This is a genomic window from Tianweitania sp. (assembly GCF_032053605.1).
Classification (GTDB): domain Bacteria; phylum Pseudomonadota; class Alphaproteobacteria; order Rhizobiales; family Rhizobiaceae; genus Tianweitania.
In genome coordinates this window covers 1-3728 of record NZ_DAMBUH010000185.1, presented here as the reverse complement: position 1 = coordinate 3728, position 3728 = coordinate 1, and the positions used below count along the sequence as shown (strand labels likewise).

Annotated in this window: 3 protein-coding genes; 1 reads left to right on the top strand and 2 read right to left on the bottom strand. The window is 62.2% G+C overall.

What is annotated here, in order from left to right; genetic code table 11:
• Positions 1 to 380 precede the first annotated feature (380 nt).
• Both RTX98_RS20445 and RTX98_RS20440 read right to left on the bottom strand, forming a co-directional pair.
• Positions 381 to 2186, bottom strand: a complete 1806-nt coding sequence (locus RTX98_RS20445; RefSeq protein WP_312798723.1) for a tetratricopeptide repeat protein — start codon at positions 2184 to 2186, stop codon at positions 381 to 383.
• A 147-nt stretch (positions 2187 to 2333) separates the two neighbouring features.
• Positions 2334 to 3350 carry a polyprenyl synthetase family protein gene (locus tag RTX98_RS20440; RefSeq protein WP_312798722.1) on the bottom strand — a complete coding sequence of 339 codons (1017 nt, stop codon included), beginning with the start codon at positions 3348 to 3350 and terminating at the stop codon, positions 2334 to 2336.
• A 170-nt stretch (positions 3351 to 3520) separates the two neighbouring features.
• Between RTX98_RS20440 and RTX98_RS20435 the strand changes: the two genes are divergently transcribed.
• Positions 3521 to 3728 (top strand): DUF2007 domain-containing protein (locus RTX98_RS20435; protein WP_312798721.1); only part of this gene is annotated, 208 nt, incomplete at its 3' end.

Here is a 3728-nt window from a genome sequence, read left to right as displayed (position 1 = left end):
AAGGATCCTCGGGTCTACGCCTCCGCTGCGCTCTGGCTGCGCCCAAGGATGACGAAGGGTGCGTGAGACGGATGCAGGCGTAGCCTTCGCCCCATGTGGGAGAAGGTGGATCGGTGCGTAGCGACAAGACGGATGACGGGTTCGAATCCAAACGGCTGCCAAGCTGGAACACCCCTCATCCGACTTCGCCTTTGGCTCAGCCACTGCCCAGGGCGAGTCGCGGGCCTCGCCCGCCCTTCGAGCCCCACAAGGGGAGAAGGGAGAGCTGCGCCCTCGCCGCTTCGTCATCCTCGGGCTTGACCCGAGGATCCATGCCGTGACGGCAAGTGAAGCTTGGGTGGGCTGTTCGGCACCATAGGAAGGCGTGGGGCGTTGTGCCCTCACCCCTTCTTGTCAGCGTCCGTCTTGGCGGGCTCGGGCTTGTTTTGGTCGGCATCGGCCGCTGCTGGCGGTTCGATGTCCGGCAGGCCGTTGGCCAGCTTTTCGCGGATCTTCGGCAGCTCGTTGTCGGTCGGCTTGCGATCGACCGCGTGGCTCCACTGGAAGGTCGCTTCCAGCTTGCGGCCGACGCGCCAATAGGCGTCGCCGAGGTGGTCGTTGAGGACCGGATCATCCGGTTTCAAGGACACGGCCCGCTCCAGCTCGGTCACGGCTTCCGGGAAGCGGCCGAGGCGGTAATAGGCCCAGCCCAGCGAATCCACGATGTAGCCGTCGCTCGGGCGCAGCTCGACGGCGCGCTTGATCATGGTCAAGCCTTCGTCGAGGTTCTTGTTCATGTCGACCCAGGAATAGCCGAGATAGTTCAGGACCTGCGGCTGGTCTGGGAAAAGTTCGAGCGCCTTGCGGAAGTCCGGCTCGGCCTTGTCCCACTGCTTCAGACGCTCATAAGCGATGCCGCGCTGGTAGAAGATATTCCAGTTGGCGCGCTCGGGCGCGGAAAGCGTTGCAACTGCCTCGTCATAGACTTCTGACGCGGCCTTGTAGTTTTCCTGGCTGGAATAAACGCCGCCAAGAGCAAGGTAAGCGCGCATGTCGCTCTTGTCCTGCTCAAGCGCCAGGCGCAAATGCTTGATGGCCTCGTCCTTCTGGTCAAGATCGGCGAGGTTCAAGCCGATCTGCAACTCGGCCGCACGCTTCAACGGCGAGCGGTTGGAGATCTTGGAATAAAGGTCGATCGCTTCCTTCGGCAGCTGCTGCTGTTCGGCAACGCTGGCGAGCTGCAGCAGGATCATGTCGTTGGTGGGGTTCAACGCCCTGGCGAACTGCAGGTAAACGCGGACGAAGTCCTCGCCACCAGACTGGTTCAGCGCGGATGCGATGTTGTACATCGCCTCGCCCGCACCCTCAGCCGGGTTCTTGACGAGCTTGCGCACTTCCTTGCCGTCGCGCACATCGTTGCGCAGCGACAGGATCGGCAAGCGGCCGCTGATGAAGGTGTCGGCATTGTCCAGCACCTTGAGCGCGGCATCCTTCTCACCCTTGCGGGCGAGGAAACCGGCATAGGCTTCGGCTGCGCGCAGATAGGTGTCGGGTGCTGCACCGCCGGCATCCTGGTTGGCAAGCGTCGCTTCAAAGGTTTTGCGCGCTTCATCATCCATCTTTGCCGCTTCGGCGATCAAAGCGCGGTGATAGCTGACGAACAGGCCAAACCACGGCGGACCATCAAGACGGTCCAGTGTGTCGAGCGCTGCCTTTGGCGCATCGGTGCCGAGCTTGGCCCAGGCGGACAGGAGGCCGGTGACCAGCTGGTCGAGGTCGGACTCGTTGTTGCCGGCGAACAGCGTGTCGGCCTGCTTGTAATCACGCTTTCGCATAGCATCGATGCCGAGCGCGATCGTGCTGAAGCGGGACACGCCGCGCACCAGCTTGAGCTTTTCGGCGTATTTCAGCGCCTGGTCGAAATCTCCCTGCGCGATCAAGCCGAGAAACAGGCTCTTCTCGACATCCTGATTGTTGGGATCAAGCACCAGCGCGCGCTTGTAATAGATCGTGGCGCTGGTGAAATCCTTGTCGATTTCAGCGGTACGGGCGGCGAGAAACGCACCGGAAAAAGAGCTGATCGTCAGCGGATCGACGCGCTTGGCGCTTTCGGCCGGCGTTTCCTTCGCGAAAACCGGCTGGATTGCGGTGGACAATCCGGCCGCCAGAATCAGCGCCGTCACCGCGCCCTTTGCCATCTGCCGCATCGTAAAACCCTTTCCGGGCGCAAGGCCCGCTCCCGTTCTTCGAACCGGCATGCCGCCTGATCGTGAAATCAGCGAACCAGTTGTCGCGCAAGCATGGCCTTTTTGCGGTCGGCGATCAACGCGCGATGCACGTTGGCGCCAGCTGAATCAAACCACGCGGCTGATGCAGAAATCGATGACGTCGAGCAGCGCCGTCTTGTGGCGCGAGTTCGGCATCGGTGCCAGCGCGTCGCGGGCAATGCCGCCGAAATGACGCGCGCGTCCAATCGTATCGGCGATGGCATTGTGCTTCTTCATGAGGCCCAGCGCCTTTTCCAGGCCGGCATCGTCGGCATTGCCGCCCTCGATCGCCTGCCGCCAAAAAGCGCGCTCGTCCGCGGTGCCGCGGCGGTAGCTCAGGATCACCGGCAGCGTGACCTTGCCTTCGCGGAAATCGTCGCCGACATTCTTGCCGAGATCCTTGGTGGAGCCGCCGTAATCCAGCGCATCATCCACCAGCTGGAACGCATAGCCGAGATTGGTGCCGTAGGAGCGAAGCGCCGTGCGGTCGTTGCGCGAGGCCTTGGCGATCACCGGACCAACTTCGGCCGCAGCCGAAAACAGCGCGGCAGTCTTGGCCTTGATGACTTCGAGATATTCGTCCTCGGTGGTTTCGAGGTTCTTTGCCACCGACAGCTGCAGCACCTCGCCTTCGGCGATCACGGCGGCAGCGTTGGCGAGAATATCGAGCGCTTCGAGCGAGCCGACATCCACCATGGTGCGGAAGGCCTGGCCGAGAAGAAAATCGCCGACCAGAACGCTAGCCTGATTACCCCAGATCATGCGCGCCGTTTTCTTGCCGCGCCGCATGCCGCTTTCGTCCACGACATCATCATGCAGAAGCGTCGCCGTGTGCATGAACTCGACGCTCATCGCGAGCTTCACATGGCCGTCGCCCTCGTAGCCGAACAGCTTGGCCGCAGCCAGGGTCAGCATCGGCCGCAACCGCTTGCCGCCCGATGAAATCAGGTGATTGGCGACTTCCGGGATCATCGTCACATCGGAGCCGGCCTTGGACAGGATCAGCTCGTTAACGGCCTTCATGTCGCCTGCGGTCAATTCGACCAGCGCGGCGATGGAAGCTTCCGGCTTCTTGCCGTCTTCGAGGTTGACTACGACACCCACAAACAAACTCCCGGACGCGACTTCCCTTGGTTGCGCGCGTTTTACGTTGGCTCCTCCGTGGGGAGCAAGAGGGCAAATAGCGCGCAGGGGCGCAAGTGACAGGTGTATCGCCTAGCCCGTCCTTGCACGTGGCGGTTTACATCCATCCTTAGACCTGCCAGCAAAGGTGCATGATCGAGCTCCTGCGCACCAACGACCTTGTGGTCATCTCCTTTGTCGAATCGCTGATGCGCGATGCGGGCATCACCTGCTTCGTGGCCGACCAGAATATGAGCATCATGGAAGGCTCGCTCGGCGTGTTGGCGCGCCGCGTCATGGTGGATGCCGAAGAGGCCGATGCCGCGCGCAAGCTGCTGGCCGATGCCGGCATCGAGGCCG